This window comes from Paenibacillus sp. 01L418 (assembly GCF_056400045.1).
The window spans coordinates 1-3,715 of sequence record NZ_JBFTSN010000547.1; the positions used below are offsets into that span (position 1 = coordinate 1).

Annotated in this window: 5 protein-coding genes; 1 reads left to right on the forward strand and 4 read right to left on the reverse strand. The window is 48.7% G+C overall.

What is annotated here, in order from left to right; genetic code table 11:
* A partial coding sequence (locus tag AC1DSE_RS32370) for a sugar phosphate nucleotidyltransferase (protein ID WP_477528844.1) occupies positions 1-1,048 on the forward strand: 1,048 nt, incomplete at its 5' end.
* Positions 1,049-1,182: 134 nt separating this feature from the next.
* On the opposite strand, the gene AC1DSE_RS32375 is transcribed toward AC1DSE_RS32370, so the two are convergent.
* The 4 genes from AC1DSE_RS32375 to AC1DSE_RS32390 all read right to left on the reverse strand — a co-directional run bounded on the left by AC1DSE_RS32375 (position 1,183) and on the right by AC1DSE_RS32390 (position 3,570).
* Positions 1,183-1,599, reverse strand: coding sequence for a YtxH domain-containing protein (locus AC1DSE_RS32375; protein ID WP_441880991.1), 417 nt, complete (start codon positions 1,597-1,599; stop codon positions 1,183-1,185).
* A gap of 51 nt (positions 1,600-1,650) precedes the next feature.
* Entirely contained in the window at positions 1,651-2,127 is a 477-nt protein-coding gene (locus tag AC1DSE_RS32380; protein WP_441913066.1) for a DUF948 domain-containing protein, read from the reverse strand.
* A gap of 216 nt (positions 2,128-2,343) precedes the next feature.
* On the reverse strand, positions 2,344-3,000 hold the full coding sequence (locus AC1DSE_RS32385) for a helix-turn-helix transcriptional regulator (RefSeq protein ID WP_339209688.1): 657 nt from the start codon (positions 2,998-3,000) through the stop codon (positions 2,344-2,346).
* Positions 3,001-3,150: 150 nt separating this feature from the next.
* On the reverse strand, positions 3,151-3,570 hold the full coding sequence (locus tag AC1DSE_RS32390; RefSeq protein ID WP_441881081.1) for a DUF86 domain-containing protein: 420 nt from the start codon (positions 3,568-3,570) through the stop codon (positions 3,151-3,153).
* Between the last annotated feature and the right edge of the window lie 145 nt (positions 3,571-3,715).

Sequence of the window (3,715 nt, forward strand, 5' to 3'; positions counted from 1 at the left end):
GCTTACGCAGTACTGCGCCGAAAGCGTTCATAAATATGTAAATCAATCCACGAACGGCTATCAAACGGATCAAGCGAATAGCGGAGTAGCCTTCCTCCCTTCTTCAAGCAAATGTTTAGAGGGCTATGCAGGAACGGCCGATGCTATTTATCAGAACATCGACTTTATCGATGAGAAAGCTCCTGAGCATGTACTAATCCTCTCGGGCGACCACATTTACGAAATGGACTACAAGCCTATGCTTGAATTTCACAAAAATCGCGGTGCAGCCGTTACGATCGCCGTTAAACAAGTTCCTTGGCGCGAAGCAAGCCGCTTCGGTATTTTAGAAACTGATGAACAATTTCGGGTCAATTCCTTTCATGAGAAACCTTCGGATCCTCGCAGCAACTTAGCTTCCATGGGCATTTATTTATTCCGCTGGGCAGACTTGAAAAAAATACTCATTGAAGATGCTGCTTCGGAAGCGTCAACTCATGATTTTGGCAAAGATATTATTCCTGCTCTTCTTTCCTCCAAAACCAATATGATCGCTTATCCTTATAACGGCTACTGGCGGGATGTCGGCACAATCAACAGCCTATGGGAAGCCAACATGGATCTGCTGGATGGCGAGCTAAAGCTTGGCGCAACCAAGTGGACAGCTCAATCCGGAACAAACCAGTCTAGCGAAAAGCCTTACTTAAGCCCCGAAGCATCAATTACCGACTCCATCCTCCACCCCGCTTGCGCTGTGGAAGCAGAAGTAACACGCTCCATCATTTGCTCAGGCGTTACGATAGGCGTAAACAGCGAAATTTATGAGAGCATCATCATGCCGGGAGCCAGAATTGGAAGAAATGTTACGCTCCATCGCGCCATTATCGGTGAAGGTGCTATCATTCATGACGGCGCGTTCGTCGGTCGATTAGATGATGAAATTTCTGTAGTAGGGCCAGGTGAAGCCATTACCGCAACTTCACCATCGATGAACGACTACAATATGGAGCCGCTCGCAAGCTTGCTTCGTCCCGTATCCAATTACGTTCACAACCATATTGTTGGCTAACCCCTATCCATACTCGTGAATAAAAAAACAAACGGCAGGAGACTTCGCTCCCTGCCGTTTGTTTTTTTGTATTATACGAGTGAACCATTTTACCCATTGTCTAATTTACGTATGTTGCATCTACCGCTAAGTCTCTATTGTTCCTTTGCTGTAGCAGCTTCTGTTTCTCCGGCTTCTACTGCTTCAATTGCGCTTGCTGCTTGCTCATTGCCCTCTTCTGTAAATGCAATATCGCCACTAACCGCTTCTGTTTCTTCTGTACCCTTGTTGCGGCCTCTTACCGTGCTTACAACGCTGCTTGCCGCTTGTTTCGTACGATCGGCAATTTGAATCGCTTGGCCGCTGATCTGTTTAGCAATACGGCCCGTCGTATCGCCTACTTGACCTGCAACTCTAACCGTCGTTTCTCCAACCTTCTGCGCGCCTGTTGAAATATCCTGACGCAATTCCTTGCCCGGCTTCGGTGCTAGCAACAATGCAGCAATCGAGCCTACAACACCTCCAGCTAATGCGCCGAGAAAAAATCCTTTTGTTTGTTTACGTGTTGTCATTGTTTTTGCTCCTTTCGTGTTTAGCGTGCTCTTCGACCTTAGCACCTTGACTTAAGATTCCGATTCGAATACAGGTCCATGCTCATCTTCGGCAGTCGTTGCTGCCTTTCGGCTAGTTTGCCACAGCTGCCATGCCGCCATCCCTAGCTCTGCCCATTCAAGCGCCTCACCGACCTGCCGCTTCGTCTCGTGCCGCTTCGCATGCTGCTCAGCCGACTCCGATAATATAGACGTTACCCGCTCAACCGTCGATGTCGTGTGGGCAATTGCTCCGCCGACCTGCCCTGCCGCTTCAAATAGCTTGCTCATGGCTTGCAGCTGACGGTGTACCGCGCGAATCGCTTCCTCGGTCGGCTGCACAAGCCCGCTAATCTCAGCGGATAACTTACTGAGGTCCTGCCTCATAACCTCCGCTTCAGCCTGCACTTGCTTCACTCTGCTTAGCGCCGACCGCAAGGCAATGAGTATACCGCCAACTAGAATGACAAATGCTCCAGCAACTACCGCTGCGCTCCACATCATGACCATGCCTGCATCCCTACTCCTCTATCAATTGCAGGATCATACGTATATGCTCCTAGACGAATGCCCACTTGCGTAATGACAGTATAAGCAGCATGGGCTTGTCATGACACAACCGAAATAAAAATGATAAAGCATCACTGCTTTCTCCACATTGGCAATAAAAAAAGGCTGCCTCAGCAAATCTTCTCCGATTTGCAAAGACAACCTCTATTTATTTCATCAACCGATATGGTAGCTGCACTTGCCGCCGCCCTTCGCCAAACATTCCGTTCGTTCAACAGGCACGTCAAGCAGCGATTTAAACAAGGAGAGCTCACATTTGCAAGCTTGCAAATATTTGCCGGCTACTTGAGCAATCGGACAATTATACTCATACAACATATAGCTGCCATCGCTTTGTGGTTCCACTTCAGCCATATACCCTCCAGCGTTCTGAATCGCTGCGAGCTCACTCACCTTTTGCTCCAAGCTCTTGCCCGCCATCCGCGGCTCATAACGCTCGAGCAGCTTGTTCTTGCGTCCATCAAACATCCGGTCAATAAGCGCTGCGGTATCCGGGTCATCAGCGAGCTCGCCCAGCAAGTCGAGTGCGAGCATATGATAATTTTTTGGGAAAAGCTCATCCGCCTCAGCTGTCAGCTCATACGCATGGAGCGGTCTGCCCATGGCTTGCCGCACCGATACGATATTCACGCTGCCTTCGCTCTCTAGTGCATACATATGCCGCCTGATTGCCATTTCCGTTAGTCCGAGCTCGCTTGACAAGGAACCAGCATTCAATCTGCCGCCTGTTTTCAGCAGCATCAATATGCGCTCTCGCGTGGAATGATCGCCGCGCGAAGCTGCCGTTATATCTGATGCACTTGCCGTTTTCATCCGCTTCAACCCTTCACCACCTTTGCAGGCTTGATAGCGTCATTGTAACGTATTTTTAGTTTTTCGTAAATCAAGCGTAAAACAATCATAAAGTCATAATCTATGCTTGCTCTGCAATCGTAATGGTTTACATGCAAATAGCAAAAACGCCTACAGCTCGCGTTCTAAATAATCATCAATCGATTGCTTAAAGGCAGGCAGCAGAGTAGTAAGCGTCTTCGTAAGCGGATGAAGCTCAGTTCTCGGCCAAACATAATAGTCCTGCACTAACGGCTTCCGAAGCTTCACCAGCTCCGTCAGCGTCGCCTGCATTTCAAGCGGAAACGCGCCTGCCTCGCCAGTAATATCGATGATGTCCTCATAGCTGCTCGCATCCCGCAAAATAAACCCGTCGATCAAGAAGCTGCCAACATCTGTTACGGTTTCAATAGCCAGATGCAGCGCTCTTTCCTGCGCCAGCCCCTCCAGCACCGTTCCCTGCCAATTAGCGGCAAGCGAGTCCAGCGCCGAAGCAATTTCAGTAATCGAATTCAACCTTACCGCTATTTGTTCACGATTCACATAATACATCAATCAGTCGCCCGCTTTCAGCCTTGCTTCTTTTTTTTCCCTTTGCGTTTCAGCCACGCCACCATAATAATGCTGCTAAATATGATAACAAGCAAATAAGTAAATATTTCGTATACATCCCTCATGTCGCTCATAACTGCTCAAC